Source organism: Gammaproteobacteria bacterium, from assembly GCA_009845905.1.
Taxonomy (GTDB): domain Bacteria; phylum Pseudomonadota; class Gammaproteobacteria; order Steroidobacterales; family Foliamicaceae; genus Foliamicus.
This window is the reverse complement of sequence record VXYS01000006.1, coordinates 391,906-415,821: the sequence shown is the minus strand read 5'-3', so window position 1 is coordinate 415,821 and position 23,916 is coordinate 391,906. Positions and strand designations below refer to the sequence as shown.

The 23,916-nt window shown below is 66.1% G+C and carries 24 protein-coding genes; 12 read left to right on the top strand and 12 right to left on the bottom strand.

The annotated features are described in order from the left end of the window. Together clpA and clpS are read right to left on the bottom strand one after the other, a co-directional pair. Nucleotides 1–2,259 carry an ATP-dependent Clp protease ATP-binding subunit ClpA gene (clpA, locus tag F4036_07455; GenBank protein MYK37573.1) on the bottom strand — a complete coding sequence of 753 codons (2,259 nt, stop codon included), beginning with the start codon at nucleotides 2,257–2,259 and terminating at the stop codon, nucleotides 1–3. 28 nt (nucleotides 2,260–2,287) lie between these two features. Beyond that, entirely contained in the window at nucleotides 2,288–2,620 is a 333-nt protein-coding gene (gene clpS / locus F4036_07450; GenBank protein ID MYK37572.1) for an ATP-dependent Clp protease adapter ClpS, read from the bottom strand. A gap of 122 nt (nucleotides 2,621–2,742) precedes the next feature. Here clpS and F4036_07445 point away from each other — a divergent pair, with 122 nt between their 5' ends. Genes F4036_07445 through gspF form a run of 4 tightly spaced genes read left to right on the top strand, consistent with a single transcriptional unit; the run spans nucleotide 2,743 to nucleotide 8,211 of the window. Next, entirely contained in the window at nucleotides 2,743–3,573 is an 831-nt protein-coding gene (locus F4036_07445; GenBank protein ID MYK37571.1) for a hypothetical protein, read from the top strand. Nucleotides 3,574–3,577: 4 nt separating this feature from the next. Beyond that, complete coding sequence (locus F4036_07440) at nucleotides 3,578–5,527, top strand: type II secretion system protein GspD (protein MYK37570.1); 1,950 nt, start codon at nucleotides 3,578–3,580, stop codon at nucleotides 5,525–5,527. Further along, the gene (gspE, locus tag F4036_07435) at nucleotides 5,524–6,990 is read left to right on the top strand and encodes a type II secretion system protein GspE (protein MYK37569.1); all 1,467 of its coding nucleotides are present in this window, start codon (nucleotides 5,524–5,526) and stop codon (nucleotides 6,988–6,990) included. The genes F4036_07440 and gspE overlap by 4 nt, the downstream gene beginning before the upstream one ends. Before the next feature lie 12 nt (nucleotides 6,991–7,002). Continuing rightward, entirely contained in the window at nucleotides 7,003–8,211 is a 1,209-nt protein-coding gene (gspF, locus tag F4036_07430; protein ID MYK37568.1) for a type II secretion system protein GspF, read from the top strand. A 244-nt stretch (nucleotides 8,212–8,455) separates the two neighbouring features. Here the strand turns inward: gspF and F4036_07425 are convergent, their stop codons facing one another. The 6 genes from F4036_07425 to F4036_07400 all read right to left on the bottom strand — a co-directional run bounded on the left by F4036_07425 (nucleotide 8,456) and on the right by F4036_07400 (nucleotide 12,692). After that, complete coding sequence (locus F4036_07425) at nucleotides 8,456–8,773, bottom strand: hypothetical protein (GenBank protein ID MYK37567.1); 318 nt, start codon at nucleotides 8,771–8,773, stop codon at nucleotides 8,456–8,458. Between the two features lie 144 nt (nucleotides 8,774–8,917). Next, entirely contained in the window at nucleotides 8,918–9,859 is a 942-nt protein-coding gene (locus tag F4036_07420; protein MYK37566.1) for a L,D-transpeptidase family protein, read from the bottom strand. Beyond that, the gene (locus tag F4036_07415) at nucleotides 9,859–10,827 is read right to left on the bottom strand and encodes a ketoacyl-ACP synthase III (protein ID MYK37565.1); all 969 of its coding nucleotides are present in this window, start codon (nucleotides 10,825–10,827) and stop codon (nucleotides 9,859–9,861) included. Before F4036_07415 ends, F4036_07420 begins: the two co-directional genes overlap by 1 nt. A gap of 17 nt (nucleotides 10,828–10,844) precedes the next feature. After that, entirely contained in the window at nucleotides 10,845–11,852 is a 1,008-nt protein-coding gene (plsX, locus tag F4036_07410) for a phosphate acyltransferase PlsX (protein MYK37564.1), read from the bottom strand. Between the two features lie 81 nt (nucleotides 11,853–11,933). Further along, nucleotides 11,934–12,137, bottom strand: coding sequence for a 50S ribosomal protein L32 (gene rpmF / locus F4036_07405; GenBank protein ID MYK37563.1), 204 nt, complete (start codon nucleotides 12,135–12,137; stop codon nucleotides 11,934–11,936). A 39-nt stretch (nucleotides 12,138–12,176) separates the two neighbouring features. Further along, a complete protein-coding gene (locus F4036_07400) occupies nucleotides 12,177–12,692 on the bottom strand; it encodes a hypothetical protein (GenBank protein ID MYK37562.1) in 516 nt (171 codons plus the stop codon). A gap of 108 nt (nucleotides 12,693–12,800) precedes the next feature. On the opposite strand from F4036_07400, the gene maf reads away from it, so the two are divergent. Beyond that, the gene (maf, locus tag F4036_07395; GenBank protein MYK37561.1) at nucleotides 12,801–13,364 is read left to right on the top strand and encodes a septum formation protein Maf; all 564 of its coding nucleotides are present in this window, start codon (nucleotides 12,801–12,803) and stop codon (nucleotides 13,362–13,364) included. A 19-nt stretch (nucleotides 13,365–13,383) separates the two neighbouring features. On the opposite strand, the gene F4036_07390 is transcribed toward maf, so the two are convergent. From F4036_07390 to sucC, 3 genes are read right to left on the bottom strand one after another with little or no spacing between them, the layout of a single operon-like run. Next, nucleotides 13,384–15,012 (bottom strand): NAD+ synthase, encoded by a 1,629-nt coding sequence (locus F4036_07390; protein ID MYK37560.1) that lies wholly within the window; start codon nucleotides 15,010–15,012, stop codon nucleotides 13,384–13,386. 16 nt (nucleotides 15,013–15,028) lie between these two features. Then, nucleotides 15,029–15,898, bottom strand: a complete 870-nt coding sequence (gene sucD, locus F4036_07385; protein MYK37559.1) for a succinate--CoA ligase subunit alpha — start codon at nucleotides 15,896–15,898, stop codon at nucleotides 15,029–15,031. Further along, a complete protein-coding gene (gene sucC, locus F4036_07380) occupies nucleotides 15,895–17,055 on the bottom strand; it encodes an ADP-forming succinate--CoA ligase subunit beta (GenBank protein MYK37558.1) in 1,161 nt (386 codons plus the stop codon). Before sucC ends, sucD begins: the two co-directional genes overlap by 4 nt. 150 nt (nucleotides 17,056–17,205) lie before the next feature. On the opposite strand from sucC, the gene F4036_07375 reads away from it, so the two are divergent. The 6 genes from F4036_07375 (at nucleotide 17,206) to zapD (ending at nucleotide 23,130) form a co-directional block, all read left to right on the top strand. Continuing rightward, complete coding sequence (locus F4036_07375; protein MYK37557.1) at nucleotides 17,206–17,688, top strand: pilin; 483 nt, start codon at nucleotides 17,206–17,208, stop codon at nucleotides 17,686–17,688. 15 nt (nucleotides 17,689–17,703) lie between these two features. Next, on the top strand, nucleotides 17,704–19,425 hold the full coding sequence (locus tag F4036_07370) for a type IV-A pilus assembly ATPase PilB (protein ID MYK37556.1): 1,722 nt from the start codon (nucleotides 17,704–17,706) through the stop codon (nucleotides 19,423–19,425). 1 nt (nucleotide 19,426) lies between these two features. Continuing rightward, nucleotides 19,427–20,626 (top strand): type II secretion system F family protein, encoded by a 1,200-nt coding sequence (locus F4036_07365; protein MYK37555.1) that lies wholly within the window; start codon nucleotides 19,427–19,429, stop codon nucleotides 20,624–20,626. A 291-nt stretch (nucleotides 20,627–20,917) separates the two neighbouring features. After that, a complete protein-coding gene (locus F4036_07360; protein ID MYK37554.1) occupies nucleotides 20,918–21,658 on the top strand; it encodes a prepilin peptidase in 741 nt (246 codons plus the stop codon). Beyond that, the gene (locus F4036_07355) at nucleotides 21,643–22,272 is read left to right on the top strand and encodes a dephospho-CoA kinase (GenBank protein MYK37553.1); all 630 of its coding nucleotides are present in this window, start codon (nucleotides 21,643–21,645) and stop codon (nucleotides 22,270–22,272) included. The genes F4036_07360 and F4036_07355 overlap by 16 nt, the downstream gene beginning before the upstream one ends. Nucleotides 22,273–22,293: 21 nt before the next feature. Then, the gene (gene zapD / locus F4036_07350) at nucleotides 22,294–23,130 is read left to right on the top strand and encodes a cell division protein ZapD (protein MYK37552.1); all 837 of its coding nucleotides are present in this window, start codon (nucleotides 22,294–22,296) and stop codon (nucleotides 23,128–23,130) included. Here the strand turns inward: zapD and mutT are convergent. Beyond that, nucleotides 23,091–23,558: an 8-oxo-dGTP diphosphatase MutT gene (gene mutT, locus F4036_07345; GenBank protein ID MYK37551.1), complete on the bottom strand. Its 468-nt coding sequence runs from the start codon at nucleotides 23,556–23,558 to the stop codon at nucleotides 23,091–23,093. The two genes, zapD and mutT, sit on opposite strands and share 40 nt — an antisense overlap. Here mutT and raiA point away from each other — a divergent pair. Then, on the top strand, nucleotides 23,557–23,877 hold the full coding sequence (gene raiA / locus F4036_07340; protein ID MYK37550.1) for a ribosome-associated translation inhibitor RaiA: 321 nt from the start codon (nucleotides 23,557–23,559) through the stop codon (nucleotides 23,875–23,877). The genes mutT and raiA overlap by 2 nt on opposite strands. The last annotated feature ends 39 nt before the right edge of the window (nucleotides 23,878–23,916 follow it).

Below are 23,916 nucleotides of genomic sequence, written 5' to 3'. Positions count from 1 at the left end.
TCACTGGTCCTCCTCGGCCATCTGACGCTCATCCACTTCCAGCGCCAGCCCCTCGCCCGACTCATCGAGTTGCACCAGCAGGCGCCCGCCCTGCTGCAGGTCGCCGAACAGCATCCGCTCGGCCAGCGGCTTCTTGATGTGCTCCTGGATTACTCGCGCCATGGGTCGGGCGCCCATTTTACGGTCATAACCGCGCCTGGCAATCCACTCCCGGGCCTCGTCCTCCAGCACCAGGGTCACGTTCTTCCCCTGCAATTGCGCCTCGAGTTCCAGCACCAGCTTCTCGACCACTCGCAGCACCGAATCGTGCTCCAGCGCGGCAAACTGAATGACGCCGTCGAGGCGGTTGCGGAACTCAGGCGAGAACATCCTTTCAATCGCCGACATCGAGTCGCTGGAATGGTCCTGCGGCGTAAAGCCCATCGAGCCGCGAGCCGCCTCGCGGGCGCCGGCGTTGGTGGTCATGACCACGATCACGTGATTGAAATCGGCCTTGCGGCCATTGTTGTCGGTCAGCGTGCCGTGGTCCATGACCTGCAGCAGCAGGTTGAACACGTCCGGATGCGCCTTCTCGATCTCGTCCAGAAGCAGTACCGAATGAGGATGGCGGGTGACGGCTTCGGTGAGCTGCCCTCCCTGATCGAAGCCCACGTAGCCCGGCGGCGCCCCGATCAGCCGCGACGCCGTATGGCGCTCCATGTACTCCGACATGTCGAAACGCAGCAGTTCCAGGCCCAGGCAGTAGGCAAGCTGGCGCGTCACCTCGGTCTTGCCGACGCCGGTGGGGCCGGAAAACAGGAAGCTGCCGACCGGCTTTTCGGCTTCGCGCAAACCGGACCGGGCCATGCGGATAGCGGAGGACAGCGCGTTGATGGCCGGGTCCTGGCCGAAGATCACGCGCTTCAGATTGCTTTCCAGCTGCTCCAGCAACTCGCGGTCGGAGGCCGAGACGGTACGGGGCGGTATGCCGGCCATCTGCGCCACCACCGCCTCCACCTGTCCCACGTCCACGATCAGCTCCTCGTCTTCCGTGGCGTTGAGTTTCAGCCGCGCTCCCGCCTCGTCGACCACGTCGATGGCCTTGTCCGGCAGGCAGCGGTCGCCGATATGGCGGGCCGAGAGCTCGGCGGCGGCGCGCAGGGCATCGTCGTTGTAGCTGGTCTTGTGGTGGTCCTCGAAGCGGCTCTTGAGACCGCAAAGGATTTCGTAGGTCTCTTCGACGGTGGGCTCCGGCACGTCGATCTTCTGAAAACGCCTGGCCAGCGCCCGGTCGCGCTCGAATACGCCGCGGTACTCCTTGTAGGTCGTCGAGCCGATGCAGCGCAGATCGCCGTTGGCCAGCACCGGTTTGATGATGTTCGAGGCGTCCAGCATTCCCCCGGAAGCGGCGCCGGCGCCAATCACCGTATGGATCTCGTCGATGAACAGGATGGCGCCTTCCTCCTCGGCGAGTTCGTTGACCAGCGCCTTCAGGCGCTTTTCGAAATCGCCCCGGTAGCGCGTTCCGGCCAGCAGCGCGCCCATGTCCAGCGCATACAGCGTGCATCCGTCCAGCGAAGGCGGGACGTCGTCGCTGACCATCATCAGCGCCAGCCCCTCGGCCAGCGCGGTCTTGCCAACGCCGGCGTCGCCCACGAACAGCGGGTTGTTCTTGCGCCTGCGGCCGAGCACCTGCATGGCGCGCTCGACTTCGCCGGCGCGCCCTACCAGGGGGTCGATCCGGCCGTTGCGGGCGCGTTCGTTGAGGTTGGCGGCGTAGGTCTCCAGCGCGCGTTTGCCGCGTGCATCGGCATCGTCTTCGGCCGGCTCCCCCGCAGGAGAGGGTTTGGCCCGCGAAATGCCGTGGGAAATGTAGTTCACGACATCCAGGCGCGTGACGCCCTGCCGATTCAGCTCGCTTACCGCGAATGTCTGGTTCTCGGCGAACAGCGCCACCAGGACATTGGCGGAGCTGACTTCCTTGACGCCGCTGTTCTGCACGTGGGCCATGGCGCGCTTGAGTATCCGGTCGAACGCGCGCGTGGGCCGGGTCTGCCGGTCCGCTTCCACGCCCAGAGTCGGCATGGTCTCCTCGAGATGCTCCTCCAGCGCCCGGGCCAGATCGTCCACGTCGGCTTCGCAGGCAGCCAGAATCTCCGTCACGACCGGACTGCTGGTCAGGGCCAGCAGCAGATGCTCCGCCGTCAGGAATTCATGGCGGCTCTCCCGGGCGCGCACCAGCGCGTTGGACAGGCAGATTTCGAGTTCGCGGCTCAGCATTTTCTTTATGTATCGCGTCGGGCGAACACTAGGCTTTCTCGACCACGCATGCAAGCGGGTGCTCGTGGCGGCGCGCGTAGTCCAGCACCTGGGCGGCGCGGGTCTCGGCGATCTCGAAAGAAAACACACCGCATACGCCACGTCCCTTCATATGCACTTCCAGCATGATCCGGGTCGCCTTTTCGCGTCCGTAACCGAACAATTTCTGTAACATCTGCACGACAAACTCCATCGGCGTATAGTCATCGTTAAGCAGCACGACGCGATACAGAGATGGGCGATCGACTTCCGGCGGCGCGACCTCGGTGTCCGGGGAGCTGCCGAAATCGGGCAGGCGATCTTTTTTGGTTGGCTTGTTCATTTCCGGCATGCGGGATGATGCCTCTACGGCATCCGGAATGATGCCTTCAGGGCATCTGGAATAATGCCCTAAAGTTATCACAATCTCCCTGCAACAATGCGTCGCAAGCGTGGATATTTGGCATGAGTTTCGAGAATAGCGGCAGACTGCTGTGGCGCTTGCCGGCACTGGCCCTGATGGGCGTGGCGGCGTGGCTGCTGGTGGAAATCGCGTTGACCGCCTGGGGCATGGCGCAATTCGAACCGCCGCCTGCAACAGGCGCCCGGCCCGCAGCTTCGGCCCGGGAGACCGGCCAGGGCGCGCCCGGCAGCAGCCTCTTCGGCCTGCCCGCTCAGCGCGGCAATGCAGAACAGGCGCCGTCCGTCATTCGTAACGGCAATTTTCGCCTCACCGGCGTGGTGGCCACCGCAAACCGGGAGCTGGCGCACGCCATCATCGAGACCGGCGGGATTTCGGAGACCTATTTCCTGGGCGACACCGTGGCTACCGGCATCCGTTTGCAGGAAGTTCGGCCGCACGAAGTGCTGCTTCGGCGCGGCGCCGATGTGCTCCGGCTTCCGCTCAGCGATGCGGGCCTGACCGTGAGCGGGAACGCGTCGTCCAGCGGGAGGCCGGCGCTGTCCGGCACGGGCGGCTTCGGCGACGATCGGCTGACGCTCCCGCGGGAGACGCTCTCGCAACTGATCAACATGGAGCCGGTCATGAATGCCGACGGCGGAATGGAAGGCTACCGGCTTTCACCCCGCTCGCGCAGGGCATGGTTCGACAGCCTGGGGCTGATCTCGGGCGACCTCCTGGTCGCGGTCAACGGCATTTCATTCGGCCCGGACAATCTGGCGCAGGCCCGGCGGGAAATGAGTGGCGGTAACGATATGATGCTCACGGTACTGCGCGACGGGGAACAGCTGGAAATAACCGTGGGAAGCGGAAACTTCGGCCTGCTGGCCATGTGAGGGTATGCAGATGAGTCCTATTCGAAAGAAACCTGTCCGGCGGTGGCCGGCGGCGACCGTCCTGATGCTCGCCGGCGCGATGTCGGCGCAGCAGGACACGGTCCGTCTGAACTACCGGAACACGGACCTGCAGGAGGTGGTGGAGGCCGTTGCCGAAGCCACCGGCAGGAACTTCGTGATCGACCCCCTTGTTGGCGCGGACCGGAAGGTCAATCTTTTCGGATCGCAGCCCTTGTCCCCCGAGGCTTACTACCAGGCCTTCCTTTCGATGCTGAGCGCTCACGGGATCGTCGCCGTGCCCTCGGGGCCGGTCATCCGTCTTTCTCCGGACCGTACGATGCGGATCCTCGCCGGCGCCGGCCCGGAGTCGTCGGCGAACGACGAACTTCGCACCCTCGTACTGCCCGTGACCAACGTGGACGCTCAGGGCCTGGTGCCGATCGTCCGCCCGATGATGTCGCCCGGCGCGCACGTGGCGGCCCACCCGCCGACCAACGTACTGATCCTTTCCGACCGCGGCTCCAACGTGAACAAGGTGGCTCGGGTAATCGGGCGCATCGATCAGAAGAACGACCAGCCCGTTGAAGTCATCCCGCTGGAACACGCCAGCGCGCGGGACATCGTTCGCGTTCTGAACGAAATGGCGGTGGGAGCGGACACAGCCTTCAACCTGGCGGTAGCGGATGACCGCACCAACAGCGTGCTGCTGGGCGGCGAGCAGAATCGGCGCCTGGAACTCAGGGCCCTGGTCGCGCACCTGGATACGCCTTCGCTGGAGGGCGGAAACACGCGGGTCAGGTATCTGAACTACGCCGATGCGGCGAGTCTTTCCGAAAAACTCTCGACGCAGTTTGCCGACCGGGCCGGCGAGGGCGAAAGGATACTGGTCTCGGCCGACGAGGCGACCAACGCACTGATCATCGACGCTCCGCCGACGACCATGCGGCACATCGTGGCCGTGGTGGACCAGCTCGATATCCGGCGCGCGCAGGTGCTGGTCGAGGTCCTGATCGCCGAGGTCAGCGCAGATCGGGCCAACCAGCTCGGCGTCAACTGGGCGGCCTACGACCCCCAGCGCGTGCTGGGCAGCACCGATTTCCCGGCCTCGGGGACCAGTCTGCGCGAACTGGTGGCAGGGTCCCTTTCCGGTACCGACCAGGGCCGGGCGGTGGCGGCGGAAGCGCTGGGGCCGGGCGCCGGCTTCGCGGTCGGGCGCGTGCGCGACGATGGTCTGAGCTTCGCGGCCCTGATCAGCGCCGTGGAGAATACGGCCGGGTCCAATATCCTGGGAACCCCGATGGTAGTCACGCTGGACAACCAGGAAGCCACGATCAACGTAGGCCAGAACGTGCCCTTCATCACCGGCAGTTACGCCAGTTCGGGCATCAACCCCAGCAGCGCGGACGGACAGATCCGGCCGTTTACGACTGTGGGCCGCAATGACATCGGCCTCACGCTCACGATCACGCCGAGAATCAACCAGGGCGACGCGGTGCGGCTGGAGATCGACCAGACGCTGTCCGAACTGGCGCCGTCGGTGGCGGGCGCCGTGGACCTGGTAACCAATACCCGCGAATTGACGACGGCGGTAATCGTCGAAGACGGCGGAACGCTGGTGCTGGGAGGCCTGATCCAGGACAAGATCCGGGAGAGCCGCCAGTCCGTGCCCGTGCTGGGCAACCTGCCGCTGATCGGCGCGCTGTTCCGCGCCAGCGGCCAGACCCGCGAGAAGACCAACCTGATGCTGTTCATCCGTCCAACCATCCTGCGCGACTCGGCCCAGGCGGACGCGGCCACCAACGTCAAGTACGACTACCTGCGCCGACAGCAACTCGCACAGTCCTTCTCGGGCGGGAGTACGCCAATGCCCGAGCTTGAGAATGCCTTCAATATCGGCGACGAGGACGAAGACAAGGCCGGCACCAAAGAGGCCGAAAGCACCGATTCCGATTGAACGCCCTGCCCTTCAGCTTCGCGCAGCGCCATGGGGTGCTGCTTGCGCCGGGACCGGATGGTGAACTGATCGCGCTGGTCCGGGCCGGTGCGGGACTGGCCGGGCTGGCCGAGGCCGGCCGCGTCGTGCGCCGGCCGTTGCGGCCGAAACTGATTGACGCGGAAGAATTCGACCGCCGCCTGAGGGCGCGTTACGAAAGCGGCGCCGACAGCGCGCTGTCGATTGCCGAGGACCTCGACGAGGACACCGAACTGGGCGCGCTGGCGCGGGAGCTTCCGGCTCCTTCCGACCTGCTCGACAGCGAGAACGACGCCCCGATCATCCGGCTGCTGAACGCGGTGCTGGCGTCCGCGATCCGGACCAGCGCCTCCGACGTGCACCTGGAACCGGGGGAATTCAACCTGAACGTGCGCTTCCGCATTGACGGCGTCCTCCGCGAAACGCTCAAGCTCCGCCGGGGTCTGAGCCCGCTGGTGATCTCCCGCGCAAAGGTCATGGCGGACCTGGACATCGCCGAGAAACGCCTGCCGCAGGACGGCCGCATTTCCCTGCGAATCGCAGGCCGCGCAGTGGACGTGCGGGTTTCCACGCTGCCGGGGATACACGGCGAGCGCGTGGTGCTGCGGCTGCTGGACAAGCAATCCGGCAGACTGGACCTTGAATCGCTGGGCATGGATGCGGGGACTCTGGAGCACATGGAGCAGATCATTCAGCGCCCGCACGGAATCGTGCTGGTCACCGGCCCCACGGGGTCGGGCAAAACCACGACGCTGTACGCGGCGCTGGACCGGATCAACGACAGCACGCGCAACATCATGACGGTGGAAGACCCGGTCGAGTACTACCTGGACGGCGTCGGCCAGACTCAGGTCAATACCCGTGTGGGCCTGACCTTCGCCCGCGGTCTGCGCGCGATCCTGCGCCAGGATCCCGACGTCGTCATGGTGGGCGAGATCCGTGACCTGGAGACGGCGGAAATCGCCGTACGCGCCAGCCTTACGGGGCACCTGGTTTTCTCCACCCTGCACACCAACACTGCGGTGGGAGCGGTGACCCGGCTGCGCGACATGGGGCTGGAGCCCTTTCTGATTTCCTCCAGCCTGCAGGGCATCCTGGCGCAGCGACTGGTGCGCCGGCTCGATCCGGAAACGTACGAGGCGTATTCGCCGGGAGAATACGAGTGCGGGCTGCTGGGAACGAGTTCTCGCGAGGCGCCGACGCTCTACCGCCCCGGGACGGTCGCCTCAGCGGATGGCGGCGGGTACCGGGGCCGCACCGGAATTTATGAGCTGGTCCGCGTCGACGACCGTTTGCGCAAACTCATACACGACGGAGCGCCGGAACAGCAACTGGAGGAGGAAGTCCGGAGGAGCACGCCGGCGCTTCGATCGAATGGACTGGACAAGGTGCGCAAGGGCATTACCTCGCTGGAAGAGGTAATGCGCGTTACCAGCGAGGATTAGGGCGGGTCCCCGGTGGCCCAATGGAGTTTCGCCGCGCTGGACGAGGCCGGCCGACGCAGGCGCGGCACCGTCGAAGGAGACAACCCGCGCCATGTGCGCGGCCTGTTGCGCGAGCAGGGCTTGCGGCCGCTCCAGGTGCGGCCGGCGAGGCCCGGTATCGCCAGTCGCTTCCGGCTCGGTAAACGGCGCGCACTCGGCAGCGAGGCCCTGGCGCAGCTGACCCGCCAGCTTGCCACGCTGCTGCGCGGCGGACTGCCGCTGGACGCGGCCCTCAACGCGCTGGCCGCCCAGCGCTCTCGTCACAGCGAAGTCCTCGTGGGCGTGCGGGCCCGCGTGCAGGAAGGCTACAGCTTCGCCGAGGCCCTTGACGCATCGCGTCGCGCGTTCCCGGAATTGCTCGTCGCCACGGTCGGCGCCGGCGAACGGATCGGCCGCCTGGAGGAAGTGCTGGAGCGGCTGGCCGAGCACTTCGAGAAACGCCAGGCGCTGCGCCAGCAGGTACGGGCGGCCCTGGCCTACCCGATGGTGCTCACCGTCTTCAGCCTGGCGATCGTGAGCCTGATGCTGGTCTATGTCGTGCCGCAGGTTACCCCGGTATTCGTCGACAGCGGCGTGGAACTGCCGCGTCTGACGCGCGTACTGATCACAGTAAGCGATTTTGCCCGCGCCTGGGGCTGGCTGGCGCTGTTGGCGGCCGCCGCGGGCTGCGGTCTTCTCGCCCGCGCGCTGCGCCTTCCCGCGGCGCGCCTGAAGTTGCACCGGCTGCTCCTGCGCACTCCGCTGTTCGGCGCACTTTCCCGCGAACTGAATTCGGCCCGCCTGATGCAGTCGCTTTCCACGCTAACCGATGCCGGCGTCTCCGTCTGGGAGTCCTTGCGGGTGGCTGCGCGCATGCTGACCAATCTGCCCATGCGCCGGGCCGCGATGGACGCGGCCCGGGAAGTCAGCGAAGGCAAATCGGCCGCCGAGGCGCTGGACCGCAACGGGCTGTTTCCGCCGCTTTGCATCCAGCTTATCGCCAGCGGCGAGGCCAGCGGCGAATTGCATCAACTGCTTGGCCGCGCGGCGGAAACCCAGGAACGGGAACTGTCGGCGCGCATCAACACCCTGACCTCGCTGCTGCAACCGGTACTGATCATGCTGGTGGGGGGATTCGTGCTGCTGATCGTGCTGTCCATACTGATGCCGATCTTCGAAATGAACCGCCTCATCGGCCAGTAGCCTGGGCGGAAGGACGTCCCATGCCTGTCCTGGGAGAGAGGACGCCCCGTCCTCCGGCGAAGGCGCGACGCTGCGAGGGACATGCCCTCGCTCGTGGAGTTGGAAGAGAGGAGTTACTGACCGCGGATTGTGAAATGCGCGGATTAACTGAAGGTCCCGGAAGGCCCGGACGGGCTGTTCAACCGGCGCCGAAAAGAGTAAGGCGGCCGTGATCTGCTATCGCGGCCGCCTTACGTCGGTAAGATTATTTCTGCTGGCTTTGCTCGAACATGCGGTCCATGCGTTCGCTGGTCGCGTCCGCCGAGGCACTCGCCTCCGCAGCCGCCTCAGCCGCACGTTCGGCAGTCACGCTCGCCCGCTCCACTTCGGCAGCAGTCTGACGCTGGGCCGCTTCCAGATCGCCGATCCTGCCCTCAAGGGCAGACAGTCTGCTGCCCATAGCAGCAGCGCTGGAATCGATCTTGGCGGCCATTTCGTCCATGCCCGCGGTGCAGCAGCCGGACATGGCTACCGCGACCGCCGGTGCTCCGAGCAGAGCAACAACAAGTCTGGTCTTTTTCATGAAGGTCCTCGGGTTCTCGGCATGTAAAGCGCGCCTGTACCAGCGCACCCGCGTATATTCGCCCAGCCCGCCGGAAATTGCAAGAGATCGGGGCGTTTCCGAGGCTGAAAAGCCCCGGTCGGGACGCCCGGGTGAAAGCCGTTATCAGCGCCCGACGGCTGCGGCCTGAACCTGCTCCCGGGAAAGCGATATCGGCGTTGGAACGCCGCGGCGCTCGATCAGTACCCGGCGCATCGACTGGACGTCCAGAGCGACCCGCGCCGCTTGCGCAGAAGCGCTGATCCGCTCGATCAGACTGTCGATCTCTTCCGCCCCGCGGTCCTCCAGCGCGGGATGCGCCTCGAGGTACAGCCGGCCGTCACGCCAGCCAATCTTGACCGGTTGATTGACGATGGTCACCGGCAGTCCGGTGGGAACCTGCGGAAACAGCCACTCGATGTCTTCGGGGAGCATCCGCAGGCAGCCGTGCGTCACCTGCATGCCGACCCCGCGCGGCTTGTTGGTCCCGTGGATCAGGTAACCCGGCGCGGAAAGATTGATCGCGTAGTCGCCGAGGGGATTGTCCGGCCCGGGTGGAACGACCGGCGGCAGAACTTCGCCATCGGCGGCGTACTCGGCGATTATGGACTTGGGCGGACGCCAGGTGGGGCGGGTCCGCTTGCGCGTGACTCTCCAGTCCCCCAGCGGGGTCTGCCAGTCCATGCGCCCGATACTGATCGGGAAGGTCGCCACCATGTCCTGCCCGTCACGCTCATGGTAGAAATACAGGCGGTACTCGGCGATGTTAACGACCACGCCGCGGCGCCGCGCATTCGGCAGAATGAAGGAAGTCGGCAGCAGCACCCGCGCACCGTCCCTGGGCACCCACATATCCACGTCGGGGTTGGCCTGCTTCATGTCGAAGAAACCCAGGCCGTTGCGCCGTGCCGCATCCAGCAGCGACTCGCGACGGTCGGCGGTGATCCAGTGCGATTCGCCCACGACGGTCGCGGTCGGCGACGGCAGCAGAAAAGTCTCCGCCCCGACGGGAAGGACGGCGAAAGTCCCGGCAAGCAGGACAGTGAGCCCGAAAGACGTGATTCGCATCAGAACTGCATCAGGCCTGCGGCCCAGGTCAATCCTCCACCGAACGACACCATCATTATGCGCTGCCCGCGCCTGATTCGTCCATCCCTTACCGCCACATCCAGAGCCAGCGGGATGGAGGCCGCACCGGTATTGCCGTGGTCCTGAACCGTCAGAACCACGCGCTCATCCGGCAGGCCCAGGCGTTTGCCGATAGCCTGGATGATGCGCAGGTTGGCCTGATGGGGGATCAGCCAGTCGATTCCGTCGCGATCCAGGCCGTGCTGCTCCAGCAGTTGATCCACGGTGCGCCCCATCGTGCGCACGGCGATCTTGAATACCTCGTTGCCCTTCATGCGCACCGCAAGGCCACCGTCGCCCAGTTCCGCAGGATTGCGGGAAACGCCGGCCCGGCTGCGCAGAATATCCACGTAGTTGCCGTCCGCGCCCAGAATGAAGCTCATCATTCCCGGTTCTTCGGACGGCTCCAGCACCACGGCGCCCGCCCCGTCACCGAAAAGAACGCAGGTCGAGCGGTCGCTCCAGTCGGTAATGCGGGAAAGCACTTCCACACCCACGACCAGGGCCTTGTTGGCCCGACCCAGGCGAATCATGCCGTCCGCGACGCTCATGCCGTAAAGCCAGCCGGTGCAGGCCGCCTCGCAACTGAAAGCGGCGCAGGGCGGGATATCCAGGGCCTTCTGCACCAGGCAGCCGACGTTGGGAAAAACCAGGTCCGGCGTGGTCGTGCCCACCACCACCAGGTCGATCTCGTCCGGGGAGCAATCGGCGGCTTCGAGCGCGGCCCGGGCCGCCGGCACGGCGAGATCTGAACTGGCCTGTTCGTCGGCGGCCATGTGCCGCCGTTCCATTCCGGTGCGCGTGCGTATCCATTCGTCGGTCGTATCGACCATCCGCTCAAGGTCCTGATTGGTGAGCACCCGTTCCGGCAGGTACATTCCGGTACCCGCGATTCGAGAATGTCTCAGGCCGGCAACCGGGCCCGCTATGCCGCCAGGTTGCTCCATACGCCCTGGATCCGCTCATTCAAACCTTTCGCCACCTCGCGCATGGCCAGTTGTATGGCCTGCTGCCAGCCGACCTCGTTGCTGGCGCCATGGCTCTTGATCACGATACCGTTCAGCCCTACCAGGGCGGCCCCGTTGTGCCGGTTCGGATCCAGCCTTTTCTGGATGGTGTAGAGAAAGGGCCAGCACGCCAGCCCGTAGGCGCGGCTGAGCCATCCGGTCTGGAAATACGACTTCATCTGCGCGTATACGAACTGCGCCGAACCCTCCATGGTCTTGAGCGCGATATTTCCGGTAAAGCCGTCACACACCACCACGTCGGCACGGTGCCTGAATACGTCGTTCGGTTCCACGAAACCGTGATAGTTGAGGTGGCTGTCTCCGAGCAGGGCGCCGGCGGCCTGCACCGTCTCTATGCCCTTGATGTCTTCTTCGCCATTGTTCAGCAATCGGATCGCGGGGTTCTCGACATTGTTGATCGAGGCGATCACCGAGCCCATCACCGCGAACTGCAGCAGGTGGGTAGGCGTGCACACGGGGTTGGCGCCGAGATCCAGCATGTAGCAGGCGCCCTTGAGGGTCGGCAGGGCGGCCAGGATGGCCGGCCGGTCGATCCCGGGAAGCATCCTGAGGATCAGCCGTCCGATCGCCATCAGGGCCCCGGTATTGCCGGCGCTCACACAGGCCTGCGCCTCGCCGGAACGGGCCAGTTCCAGGGCCACGCGCATCGAGGAACGTTTCTTGCGCCGCAGGGCCTCGGAAGGCGTGTCTTCCATCGACACCACCTGCTCGGCATGATGTATCTCCACGCGCCGCGACTCCTTGCCCAGCCGGCCCAGGTTTCGCCGCACGGTATCCGCATCGCCCACCAGAATCAAACGCAGTTCCTCGCGGTTGCGGAGCATTTCCAGGCTGCCCCGCACCGCCACGGCCGGACCCAGGTCGCCGCTCATGGCGTCCACCGCTATCGTTACGAGCTTGCTCATGGCAAACGTCCGGCAGGCGCAGGTCGAACGACCGCTGCCTTGTGAATCACGATCGCCGCAGCCCGGCGCGGACGCCCGGGGTCAGCCTTCCATCTCCTCCTCGTCCGCCTCCGGCGGCGGCGGAATGATCTCGCGCCCCCGGTAGAAGCCGTCGGGCGCAATGTGATGGCGGCGGTGCAACTCGCCGGTCTCGGGATCCATGGAAAGCGTCGGGCGGCCCAGCGCGTGATGCGACCGGCGCATGTCCCGGCGTGAGCGCGATTTGCGGTTTTGTTGAACTGCCATTGTCATACCCCTTGGAACAGGCCCAAAGTGCGGTTAAATCTACTCTTGCCGAAGCAGGGCTCCCAGGCCGGCCAGCGGCCGGCTTGCATCCGGCGATGAGTGGGTTTCCGCCACCCCCGAGACCGTGCAACCATCGTGTACGGGCGCCAGGGGCAAGCTGGTCAATATCTCATCCTCCAATATTGTACCCAGCGCCAGCCCTCCCGGGCCGGCCACCACGGTGTCGTAGGGCGAAGCGACCTCCCGAATCTCGTTTTCGCCGGCCACGATGGTGAGCTTGCAGTCCACCTCGACGGGCAGCCGAACCGGCGCCAGACAGCGCTGGCATTTGAGCTCCAGGGCGCCGGCGGCTCGCACGCGCACCTGCGGAAAGCCCTCGAGTCCCGATTCGAAAGACCAGCTCGCGTGCAGCCGCTCCGCCAGCCCGCTGCCCGGGCACAGGTCGGCCAGACGCGCGGAGTCTCCTACGGCAAACGTGGTTTCCACACTATGGCGGCGGCCGGCCCACTCACGCAACTTTCGAAATGCAATGACGTTACGCTGAATCACGCTGATGCCCCAAGTGTCGTGTCCCGGAACTTCCGGAAATGACGAAGGAAGCGGACACCGCTATCATAGGAAGCTGTCTTTACGCTGTCAATTCAGCGGGTTAGCCCTGATTCCATGTCTTCAAAGCTGGTACTGGCGACGCAATCACCGTACAAGCGCCAGTTGCTTTCACGGCTGGTCGGCGATTTCGTGACCGATCCCTCCGGCATCGACGAAAGTCCGCTCGCCGGCGAAAACCCGCCCGACCAGGCGGCGCGGCTGGCCGAGGCAAAGGCCCGCGAGGTCGCGCCGCGCCATGCCGGCGCGTGGATCATCGGCGCGGACCAGCTGGCCGAGTTGGACGGCCGCGCCGTGGGAAAACAGCCCACTGCGGAGCAGGCGCGAGCGATGCTGATGTCACTCTCCCGCGGGGCGCTCAGTTTCCACACCGCCGTTTGCGTCCTGGACCCAGCGGGCAACGCTCACGCCCATACCGACCTGACGGTGGCGCGGTTCCGGCCGCTGGACCAGGCGCTGGTTGAGCGCTATCTGGCCCTGGATGAACCCTACGACTGCACGGCGGCGTTTCGCGCCGAGGGCGCGGGACCGCTGCTGCTCGAGGCGCTCGAGACGACGGACCCCACCGCCATCGTCGGCCTGCCCCTGATCTGGCTGGCCTCGGTCCTGCCCCTCGACTAGGGCGTGTCGGCACTACGCGCTAATCGTCGGCCCGGGAGGGGCGGTAGCCGGAAACGATCGGATAGCGCCAGTCGCGGCCGAAGGCGCGCCGGGTCACGCGCACGCCCGGCGGCGCCTGCCGGCGCTTGTATTCGCTTAGGCGCACGCGGTCGAGTACCTGGCGCACGACGCCCGGCTCGAACCCCCGCTCGGCGATGTGCTTCACCGAAAGGTCTTCCAGCATCAGCGCGTCCAGCACTTCGTCCAGCACCTCGTACGGGGGAAGCGAGTCGCTGTCGAGCTGCCCCGGGCGAAGTTCCGCGGTGGGCGGGCGGTCGATGACGCGCTGCGGTATCGCCGGCGACAGCGTGTTCCGGTAGCGCGCCAGGCGATATACGCGGGTCTTGGTACAGTCCTTCAGCGGAGCGAAACCGCCCGCCATGTCGCCGTACAGCGTCGCGTAACCGACCGCGTACTCGCTCTTGTTGCCGGTGGCCAGCACCAGGCGGCCCTGCTTGTTCGATATGGCCATCAGCAGCATGCCGCGGCAGCGCGACTGGATGTTTTCCTCGGTCACGTCTTCGGGAAGACCCGCAAACAATTCCGCGAGCGTGCCGCGCATCGCCTCGACCATTCCCGAAATGGGCAGCACCTCGTATTGCGCGCCAAGGGCTCTCGCCTGACTTTCAGCCTCCTCGAGGCTCAATGGTTGCGTATAGCGATACGGCATCATCACCGCAAGCACGCGGTCCGCGCCAAGGGCGTCCACGGCCAGGGCAAGCGTGAGCGCCGAGTCGATCCCGCCCGAAAGTCCCAGGACGACGTTCTCGAAGCCGCTCTTTCGCACGTAGTCGCGAATCCCGGCAACGAGGGCGCGGTAGACCTCCTCGTCTTCCGGCATGAACGCGGCCAGGTCTCCGCGACGGGGCCGCGCGGGTTCGCCGTCGGGCACGTCCAGCCGGCAGTACCACAAGCCTTCCGTAAAGGCTTCGGCGCGAACGCAGGTCCGGCCCGAGCCGTCGATCACGCAGGAGGCGCCGTCGAAAACCAGCTCATCCTGCCCCCCCACCTGGTTGACATAGGCGAAGGGCAAGCCGGTCTCCGAGGCGCGCCGCGCCAGCAGCTTCTCGCGCTCAGGCTGCTTGCCCAGCTCGTACGGGGAGCCGTTCGTCACGACGATCAACTGGGCGCCGCCGTCCGCCAGGCGCCGGGGCACTTCGGGTTCCCATACGTCTTCGCAAACCGCAAGACCCAGCCGCAGCCCGTCCAGATTCACGCAGTCGGCTTCAGTGCCCGGCGCAAAGTAGCGCCGCTCGTCGAATACGCGATAGTTGGGCAGCACGTTCTTACGGTGCAGGTGAAGCCGGCGGCCTTCGGCGAAGAGAGCGGCGGCGTTGAACCACCGGCCGTCCTCACGGTGCGGGTAGCCGATCACGACCGCTATGCCGCGCGAAGCGTCCCGTACCTGGCGGATGCCGGCGGCGAGATCCTCGCGCAGGCCCGCATGAAACAGCAGGTCTTCCGGCGGATAGCCGCACAGGGCCAGTTCCGAAAACGCAACCAGTCCGGCTCCGGCCGACCGCGCCTCGTCGATCGCGTCCAGAATGCGCGCCACGTTTCCGGGCACGTCTCCCACCAGGAGATTGAGTTGCGCCAGGGCGATCTTCATGGCGCGGACGGTGCGGCTAGGAAAGCGCCTTCGCCATGGTTGCGCCGATCTCCGCGGGGGAACGGGTCACGGCGACGCCCGCGGCCTGAAGCGCGTCGTACTTGGCTTCCGCCGTGCCCTGCCCCCCGGCGACGATCGCACCCGCATGGCCCATCCGTTTCCCGGGAGGCGCGGTCACGCCGGCGATATAGGCCACGACCGGTTTGGACACCTCGCTTGAGATGTATTCGGCGGCCTTTTCCTCGTCGGTACCGCCGATCTCGCCCACCATGACGATGCCCTCCGTCTCCGGGTCCCGCTCGAACATCTCCAGGCAGTCAATGAAATTCAATCCGCGCACGGGGTCGCCGCCGATGCCGACGCAACTCGTCTGCCCCAGACCGTGCGCGGTGGTCTGATGCACCACTTCGTAGGTGAGCGTTCCCGAGCGCGAAATGATGCCGATGCGGCCCGGCTCGTGGATAAAGCCGGGCATGATGCCCAGCTTGCATTGTCCCGGCGTGATCACGCCCGGACAGTTGGGCCCGAGCAGGCGGCAATCAAAGGACTTCAGCGCCGCCTTGACGCGCACCATGTCGAGGACCGGAACCCCCTCGGTAATGCAGACGATCAGGCGGATGCCGGCGTCGGCGGCGGCCATGATCGCGTCGGCGGCGGCAGGCGCGGGGACGAACACCAGGCTGGTGTCGGCGCCGGTCGCCTGCACGGCCTCCTCGGCCGTGTCGAAAACCGGCAGTCCCAGACATTCCTGGCCGCCCCGCCCCGGGGTCACGCCGGCCAGGATGCGCGTGCCGTATTCCAGGCATTGCTCGGCGTGGAAGCGGCCCTGGCGGCCGGTCAGACCCTGGCAGATCGCCCGGGTGGATGAATCGACCAGGATGCTCACGCCGCCATCTCGACGGCGATGCGGGCCGCATCCGCCAGATCCGACGCAGCCGTTACCGTCAGTTCGCTCTCGTCAAGCATGGCGCGCGCGCGCTCGGCATTCGTACCCTCCAGGCGGGCGATAACCGGAACGTCCACGCTGGCCTCGCGCACGGCCTGCAGAATACCCTCCGCGATTACGTCGCAGCGCACGATGCCGCCGAAGATGTTCACAAGGATGGCGCGGACCCTGGGATTCGAGAGAATCAACCGGAAGCCGGCCGCAACCCGGGCCGAATCGGCGGCTCCTCCCACATCCAGGAAATTGGCCGGCTCGCCCCCCTGCAGCTTGATCAGGTCCATTGTCGCCATCGCCAGCCCCGCGCCGTTGACCATGCAGGCGATCGAACCGTCCAGGGAAACATAGCTCAGGCCCACTTCCTGAGCGCGCCGCTCCAACTCGTCTTCCTGTCCCGGATCCCTCAGGCCGGCCAGGTTCGGCTGCCGGAACAGCGCGTTGCCCTCCACCGCGATCTTGGCATCCAGGGCCAGCAGCCTCCCCTCCCCGGTAACCACCAGGGGATTGATCTCAATGAGGCTTGCGTCGCATTCGTCGAACAGGCGATACAGGGCGCCGGCCAGATCATGCATCTCCCGGGCTGCCGCGTCCTCAAGTCCAAACACCCTGGCCAGGCGCCGGCCCGCGTAGGGCATGATTCCAGTGGCCGCCCGCACCTTTACCCGTGCGATTTTCTCCGGCGTCACGCGGGCGACTTCTTCTATGTCCATGCCCCCGGCGGCGGACCCCACAAAACAGGCGCATTCATCGGCCCGGTCGATCAGCAGGCTCAGGTAGAGCTCGCGGTCGATCGAACTGGCCTGCTCAACATAGACCTTCTCAACCGGAAGCCCCTCCGGGCCGGTTTGCGGGGTCACAAGCCGCCTGCCGAGCAACCGTTCCGCGGATTCGCGCACGGCCTCCGGTGAATCGCAGAGTTTGACGCCGCCGCCCTTGCCCCGCCCTCCGGCGTGCACCTGGGCCTTGACGACCCACCTTTCGCCGCCGAGATCGCCTGCCGCCGCCGCGGCATCCTCCCCGGAGGACACCGCCCTCCCGGAGGCGACCGGCACGCCGTAGCGGCTCAGCAGAGCCTTTGCCTGGTATTCGTGCAGATTCACGCGGGCATTCTGAATCAATAGCGCAAAGTCGCGCAAGCGAAGCGCCGGATCGGCGCCGGAAATTGCGCTCAAACGCGGGCGAATTCGCGCTTGCGCGCCCCCTGGGCCTGCCTTATTCTGGCGGCCTTTCGCGCATAAGGATTGGATGCCATGCAACACAGGTCACAAGGATTTACCCTGGTGGAGTTGCTGATCGTCATCGCCATCATCGGCATTCTGGCGGCCCTGGCGATTCCCGCCTACCAGGACTACACGATACGCGCTCAGGTCCAGGAAGGCCTGGCGCTGTCCGTGCAGACTCGCAATGCCGTCACCGAGACCTATGTGGGGAGCGGCAGCGGGCCGGAAAACCGGGAAGAAGCCGGTTTGAGCGCGGATGCGGCGGATACGCAGGGACGTTATGTCGCCTCCGTGGACATCGTCGACAGCGAAGTGGTCGTCACCTTCGGCAATGAAGCCAATCGCATCATCAGGGACAAGGTGCTCTACCTGACGCCGTATGTGGCGGACGATGGCGCCACGCTGCTGTGGAGGTGCGGCAACGCCCCCGCGCCCGAAGGGGAAGCGCTCGGGGCGGAGGAAGCCGCTACCGACCTGGAGAACTCCTACCTGCCTCAAACCTGCCGCTCCTGATCCCTGAGTACCGTGATGGAACACGGCGCGCTCACGAGCCCGCTCGGCAAGCGCCTGATGGCGTTGGGCATAGTGGGGCGCGACACGCTGGCCTTGGCGGAACGCGAGCTGAGCGTCTCGGACGCGGGCCTCGTTGCCTGGCTGGCCGAACGCGACGAAGTCGATGCGGCGCGGCTGACCGGAGCGATCGCGCGCGAGTTCGGCCTGCCCGTGCTCGACCTCGACCGCCTGGCCGGGATGACGGCGCCGGCCGGCGAAATCGATCACGATTTCCTGGCCTCGCATGGTCTGGCCGCCCTGGCGGCGGATGGGGACAGGCTGGTCCTCGGCCTGGCGGATCCCGCGCAGATCACGGTGCTCGATGAAGTGCGCCGGCGCACGGGCCTCAAGCCCTGCGCCGTCGTCGTGGAGCATCGAAAACTGGCGGCGCGGTTGCGGTCGGCGGACGCGGGTCCGGCGGAGGGCGATTTGTTGACGGACGAATTGCCGCCCATGGAGTTCGAGGCCGAAACGCCGCATGAGGAAGACCCGGCCATCGTGGCCTCCGTCGACGAAGCGCCGGTCGTGCGCTTCGTCAACGGCATCCTGCTGAACGCCATACGCCAGGGCGCATCGGACATCCACTTCGAGCCGTACGAGGACGAATACCGCGTACGCCTGCGCATCGACGGCCTGCTCAGGATCGCGGCCCGGCCGCCGGCCGGGCTGGCGGCCAAGGTCTGCGCGCGGCTCAAGGTCCTGGCCCGACTGGACATCGCCGAAAGGCGCGCACCGCAGGACGGAAGAATCCGGCTACGCCTGCCGAACCGGCGCAAGGTCGACCTGCGCATGAATACCCTGCCCACCCTCTACGGAGAAAAGGCCGTGGTGCGGATCCTGGATTCGGGCGCGTCGCTCCCGGCGTTGGATGAACTGGGCATGACCCCGCGCCAGCAGGCTCACTTCCTTGCAGCGCTGGATCGCCCCCAGGGAATGATCCTGGTCACCGGACCCACCGGCAGCGGCAAAACCGTGACGCTGTACGCGGCCCTGGAGCGCCTCAACGTACAGGAACGCAACATCAGCGCGGTCGAGGATCCCTGCGAAATCCAGCTTGCCGGCGTCAACCAGGTCAATGTGAACCGCGCCGCCGGGCTGACCTTCGCCAGTGCGCTGCGGGCATTTTTGCGGCAGGACCCGGACGTGATCATGGTGGGCGAGATACGCGACGCGGAAACCTCCGCAATCGCCGTGCGCGCCGCCCAGACCGGCCATCTCGTGCTTTCCACGCTACACACGGAGGACGCTCCCGCCTCGCTGACCCGCCTGCGCGACCTTGAGGTTCCGCCCTACGCGGCCGCCTCGGTCCACCTGATCGTCGCGCAGCGCCTCGCCCGGCGGCTGTGCCCCGAATGCCGCCAGCACGATTCGCCGGACGAAGAAGCACTCCGCGGGCTGGGGGTCGGCGAGGACATCCTGCCCGCCGGTACACGTCTCTATCGCGCCGCCGGCCACGGCGCCTGCCGTCACTGCGCCGACGGTTACCGTGGCCGCGTGGGGGTGTTCCAGGTCATGCCTATTTCGCCGGCGCTGCGGCGCCTGATACTGGACGGCGCTCCGATTGCCGCGATCGAATCCCAGGCCCGCAGCGAGAACGTCTCCACGCTGCGCGATTCCGGACTGCGGAAGGTCCGTGACGGCATTACCAGCCTGGAGGAAATCAACCGCGTGACCACATCCGCAACAGGCCTGGATTGAAATGTCCAAAAGCAGCTATTCCTGGCAAGGGCGGGCGCGCGACGGGCGGTTGCTCAAGGGTTCGCGGCGCGACATCAGCGCGGCGAACGTTCGCGCGGAACTGCAACGTGACGGCGTTACGCCCATCAGGGTAAGCGCCATGCGGCCAAGCCGCAGTCAGCGCCGCGCAATCAAGCCGGCGGATATCGCGTTCATGGTGCGCGAACTCGCCACCGTCCTCAGGGCCGGCCTCCCGGTTGTCGAGGCGCTCGATATCACCGCCGAGAGCCAGCACCAGGTCCGCATCCAGGAATTGCTGGAGACGCTCTCGCGAGAGGTCGCGGCGGGCAACCCGCTTAGCGACGCCCTGAGGCGCCACCCGAAGCACTTCGGCGGGCTCCACGTCAGCCTGGTGGCGGCGGGCGAGCGCTCGGGACGCCTCCCGGATCTGCTGGCCAACCTGGCCACCTGGCTGGAGAGGCGCGAGCGGATACGCAAGAAGATGTCTTCCGCGCTGAGCTATCCCGCGGCCGTGTTGGGAATCGCCGTTGTCGTGGTCGGACTGATGCTGATCTACGTCGTACCGGAATTCGAGCGCATGTTCGCCGGATATGGAGCCGGACTTCCGCCGCTCACCCGTCTCGTCGTCACCCTGTCCGAACGCCTGCGCGAAGACGGGCTCGCCTGGCTGGTCACGGCAGTCTCGGCCGTCCTGTTGCAAGCATGGCTGCGCAAGCGCCTGCCCGGGCTGCGCATGCTGGAGGACCGACTCAAGCTGCGCCTGCCGATGCTGGGCGGACTTTTTGCCCGCGCGGCCCTGGCGCGATTCATGCGCACGCTGGCGACCCTTCTCGACGCGGGCCTGCCGGCGATCGAGGCGCTGGACGGAGCCGCGGGCGCCTGCGGGAGCCGGGTATACGAATCGGCCATTCGGCAGGCCCGGGACGACGTGGAGACGGGGCAGAGCCTCACGCGCTCAATGGCCTATGTCCACGCGCTGCCGCCCGCGCTTGTCCGGATGCTGGGCGTGGGGGAGGAAACCGGGCGACTGAGCGAAATGTGCCTGCACCTGGCGGAGCGCTACGAGGAGGAACTGCAGTCGTCCGCCGACCGCCTGGGCGCGCTGCTGGAACCGCTGCTCATGGCGATACTCGGCATACTGATCGGGGGGCTTGTGCTGGCCATGTATTTGCCGATTTTCCGGATGGGCTCGGTCATTTGAACGCGCCGGGAACGATAGCCCCGCGGCCGCATCCGCACCCTTCCTTCCGGAACACGCCGGCAAGCACATCCCTGTGGGCTCTGCTCGGCCGTCCTGGCCTCGCAAGGTTCCGGAAGGAAGGATGCGGATGCGGCCTTCAGTTAGCGCTGGGGCGATAATTCGAGGCGGGCGTGATCGCCGGAAGATCGGAACGGGAATTTGTACTGGAATTTTCAGCTTGGGCTAACGGCCCCGGCATGGACGGCGCTCGTGGCAGTCTTGCTTGGGCTGGCCCTGGGCAGTTTCGCAGGCATGCTGGTTTACCGGCTGCCACGCGGCCTGGCGCTGGACAAACCGGGATCCTTCTGTCCTGGATGCCGGACCCACATAGGCTGGCGGAGCAACATTCCGCTGGTCGGGTTTCTCCTGCAACGCGGCCGCTGCGCGAATTGCGGCAAGCGTATCCACTGGCGGTATCCGCTCAGCGAACTGCTTTGCGCACTGCTCGCCCTGACCGCATGGTATGCGTTCGGAGCCTCCCCGGAGGCGATCGCGGCACTCGTGTTCTGTGCGGCGCTGGTGGCGCTGGCGCTCATCGATTTCGAGCACGGCCTGCTGCCGGACCGCCTGACTCTGGGCCTTCTGTGGGTTGGACTCGCCTACAGCCTGGCGCCGAAATCGGGCGGCGGGTCTGTGCCGGCCCTGCTGCCCTTTCCCGGCCCCGGGCAGGCGATCGCAGGCGCCATCGCAGGCTACGCGTTCCTCTGGCTCTTCAATCGCGCCTGGCGAATACTGCGGAAGAGGGACGGGCTGGGCCTCGGCGACTGTAAACTGCTCGCCGCAATGGGGGCGTGGCTTGGATTCAACGGTCTGCCGCTGGTGATGGTGCCGGCGGCCGTTGCCGGCGCATTGAGCGGGCTTCTCCTGATTGCCCTGGGACGTGCTTCCCTGTCTCAACCTATTCCCTTCGGCCCGTTCCTGGCGGCCGGCGGCGTGTTCGCGCTGTTCCTGGGACCCAACGTGGCCCTGCTGCCGGGATGGACCGGACCATGAACACGCGATTTACCGTGGGGCTCACGGGCGGAATCGCCAGCGGCAAGGGCCTGGTCGCGGATCGGCTGGCCTCGCTGGGGGCGGCGGTCGTCGATACCGACGTCATTTCACGCGAACAGACCGAAGCCGGCATGCCTGCCCTTGCGGAAATCGGCCGTCAATTCGGCGCGGGCCTGATCCGCGGCGACGGAACGCTGGATCGCGCCAGGCTTCGAGAGCATGTCTTTTCCAACCCTGAAGCGCGAAAACGTCTCGAGGCCATCCTGCACCCGCGCATCCGCAAGGCCGCCTGGGAGCGCGCCGGCAGGACCGCGGGAAGCTACCTCGTGATGGTCGTTCCGCTGCTCGTCGAAACCGGCTTCACCGACGGAATCGACCGGGTGCTGGTTATCGACGCGCCGAGGAAACTGCAAATCGGACGGCTGCGGGAGCGGGACGGCGTCACCCGAGGCCAGGCGATGGCCATTCTTGCCTCGCAGGTAAGCCGGCGGCAGCGCCGCGCCATGGCCGACGACGTCATACTCAACGACGGATCGCGCCGCCGGCTTATCGGGAAAGTTGACGAAGTCCACGCCGTTTATGTCCGGCAGGCGAAGGTCTTGAGCGAACACTAGCGCCGTGGCGCCGGAAAGCGTTTGCGCGATAACATTGCCGACGATGGCGCTGCCGCACCTCGAATGAACGACTCCTTCGGTCCGCACTCCTCTACGGGCATCCTGTACGAGTTCCCCTTGCGCGACGCCACCCGGCTGCTGCTGCGCCTGGAGGTCCTCGACCAGCAACTGAAGCAAGCTCGCGGCTATCGCGGCCGGGAACGGAACCGGTTCGCGGCGCATGCCGTATTGAGTGCGCTGGATCTGGTTTTTCGCGAAGACTTGCGCGCCCAACTCCTGCAGCAAATCTACTACCTGCAACGCAACTACGAAATCCTGCGCGCCCACGAAGACATTCATCAGGAAGGATTGCAGGCGACTCTCGCGGAACTGGAAGAGTTCCGCAACGAGCTGACGCAACTGAAAGCCAATGAAGTCAGGACGCTGCGATTCGATCCCCTGATCAGCGCGTTGCGCCAACGCGACTCCGTGACGGATGCGGCAATGGCCGTGGACCTGCCGATGTACCAGTGGTGGCTGAGCTCAGGACCGGACCGGCGGCAGGAGGACATCCAACGCTGGACCGAAGCCTTTCAGCCGCTGATGGACGCAAACCGCAGGTTCCTGGCGCTGCTGCGCCAGCGCGGCGAGTACCGCGATTGCTCGGCCAGCCGCGGCGGGTTCACGGCTTCCATTACCCGCGGCCATGAACTGTGGATGGTTCGAGTGGCGATGCCGGCCGAAGCACCCTGCTTTCCGCAGGTCAGCGGCGCTTCCGAAAGCAGCAAGATTCACGTCCGATTCTTCAAGACACCCTCCGGCAAGGATGCTTCGGAGCCTTACCGGGCGGATTTTCCCTTCAGGCTGGCGGTCTGCTGAATCAGCAATTCGACCAGCGGGCGGTCCGCCGGCAGGAATCCCATGCCACCGAGGTTTTCGGGAAATTCCCAGCAGATTTCCTGCCCTTCCCGGCCGCCGGGACTGCCGTCGTAGTCCTCCACCGCGAAGAAATGAAGCTCGACCAGGCGGTCCGGATACTGCTGTTCGTAGTTCATGAGCTCGGTCGAGCGGCGAACGGAAATCCCGAGTTCCTCGCGGAGTTCGCGGTCCAGCGTCCGGCGCGGCGTTTCACCCTGCCTGACCTTGCCGCCGGGAAATTCCCAGGCGCCCGCCATGTGCTTGCCCCGCGGGCGGCGCGCAACGAGCACGCGGCCGTCTTCCCGCCGAAGGACGCCGGCGGCTACCGTGATCCTAGTGTGCATAATGGAAGGAACACATTCCGCTACGAGTACATGGAGAAACGGCATGCAGCTTAACTTGAGTGGCCATCATCTGGAGATCACACCGCGCACCAGAAAGTACGCCAGCAACAAGTTCAAACGCATCAAGCGGCATTTCAGCCGGGTCACGCAGATTCACTGCGTATTGTCGGCGGAGAAATCGCACTACAAGGCCGAAGCGACCGTCCATCTCAGCCAGGGCCGCTTGCACGCCGACGCGGTCCGCCACGACCTCAGGGCGGCCCTGGATGAACTGGTCGACAAGCTGGACCGGCAGGTTCGGCGCCACAAGGAGAAACTCGCCGACCATCGCGCCCGGGAAGCGCCGCACCACGGCCTGAACTGACCGTCGATTCCTCGCCCTTCCGTCGTCTCCCTCCTCGTG

What these genes read in the sequence shown, in the direction of transcription:
- clpA (MYK37573.1), bottom strand. Translation starts at nt 2,259, where the DNA reads ATGCTGAGCCGCGAACTCGAAATCTGCCTGTCCAACGCGCTGGTGCGC.
- clpS (MYK37572.1), bottom strand. Translation starts at nt 2,620, where the DNA reads ATGAACAAGCCAACCAAAAAAGATCGCCTGCCCGATTTCGGCAGCTCC.
- F4036_07445 (MYK37571.1), top strand. Translation starts at nt 2,743, where the DNA reads ATGAGTTTCGAGAATAGCGGCAGACTGCTGTGGCGCTTGCCGGCACTG.
- F4036_07440 (MYK37570.1), top strand. Translation starts at nt 3,578, where the DNA reads ATGCAGATGAGTCCTATTCGAAAGAAACCTGTCCGGCGGTGGCCGGCG.
- F4036_07425 (MYK37567.1), bottom strand. Translation starts at nt 8,773, where the DNA reads ATGAAAAAGACCAGACTTGTTGTTGCTCTGCTCGGAGCACCGGCGGTC.
- F4036_07420 (MYK37566.1), bottom strand. Translation starts at nt 9,859, where the DNA reads ATGCGAATCACGTCTTTCGGGCTCACTGTCCTGCTTGCCGGGACTTTC.
- plsX (MYK37564.1), bottom strand. Translation starts at nt 11,852, where the DNA reads ATGAGCAAGCTCGTAACGATAGCGGTGGACGCCATGAGCGGCGACCTG.
- rpmF (MYK37563.1), bottom strand. Translation starts at nt 12,137, where the DNA reads ATGGCAGTTCAACAAAACCGCAAATCGCGCTCACGCCGGGACATGCGC.
- maf (MYK37561.1), top strand. Translation starts at nt 12,801, where the DNA reads ATGTCTTCAAAGCTGGTACTGGCGACGCAATCACCGTACAAGCGCCAG.
- F4036_07390 (MYK37560.1), bottom strand. Translation starts at nt 15,012, where the DNA reads ATGAAGATCGCCCTGGCGCAACTCAATCTCCTGGTGGGAGACGTGCCC.
- F4036_07375 (MYK37557.1), top strand. Translation starts at nt 17,206, where the DNA reads ATGCAACACAGGTCACAAGGATTTACCCTGGTGGAGTTGCTGATCGTC.
- F4036_07370 (MYK37556.1), top strand. Translation starts at nt 17,704, where the DNA reads ATGGAACACGGCGCGCTCACGAGCCCGCTCGGCAAGCGCCTGATGGCG.
- F4036_07365 (MYK37555.1), top strand. Translation starts at nt 19,427, where the DNA reads ATGTCCAAAAGCAGCTATTCCTGGCAAGGGCGGGCGCGCGACGGGCGG.
- F4036_07360 (MYK37554.1), top strand. Translation starts at nt 20,918, where the DNA reads ATGCTGGTTTACCGGCTGCCACGCGGCCTGGCGCTGGACAAACCGGGA.
- F4036_07355 (MYK37553.1), top strand. Translation starts at nt 21,643, where the DNA reads ATGGACCGGACCATGAACACGCGATTTACCGTGGGGCTCACGGGCGGA.
- raiA (MYK37550.1), top strand. Translation starts at nt 23,557, where the DNA reads ATGCAGCTTAACTTGAGTGGCCATCATCTGGAGATCACACCGCGCACC.
- mutT (MYK37551.1), bottom strand. Translation starts at nt 23,558, where the DNA reads ATGCCGTTTCTCCATGTACTCGTAGCGGAATGTGTTCCTTCCATTATG.